This window comes from Curtobacterium sp. MCBA15_016 (assembly GCF_001865105.1).
Classification (GTDB): Bacteria; Actinomycetota; Actinomycetes; order Actinomycetales; family Microbacteriaceae; genus Curtobacterium.
In genome coordinates this window covers 1-215 of record NZ_MJGR01000038.1, presented here as the reverse complement: position 1 = coordinate 215, position 215 = coordinate 1, and the positions used below count along the sequence as shown (strand labels likewise).

At 68.4% G+C, this 215-nt stretch carries 1 protein-coding gene; it reads left to right on the top strand.

Going from position 1 to position 215, the window contains the following annotated elements; all coding sequences use genetic code 11:
* A partial coding sequence (locus BIV03_RS15810) for an MFS transporter (protein ID WP_139202016.1) occupies positions 1–184 on the top strand: 184 nt, incomplete at its 5' end.
* Between the last annotated feature and the right edge of the window lie 31 nt (positions 185–215).

Sequence of the window (215 nt, the reverse complement as noted above, 5' to 3'; positions counted from 1 at the left end):
GACCATCGTCGCCGCGACCGGCATCACCGGGACTTTCTTCGGCTTCGCGATCGTCGGCGTGCTCGCCCTGCTCTTCATCTGGAAGTTCGTCCCGGAGAGCCGCGGCCGCACCCTCGAAGAGGTCGAGGAGGGCGTCACCACCGGCAACATCTTCACGGTCCCCGCGAAGCAGGCACGGCGGTAGAGCCCACCGACGCAACGGACTGGAGGCGCGG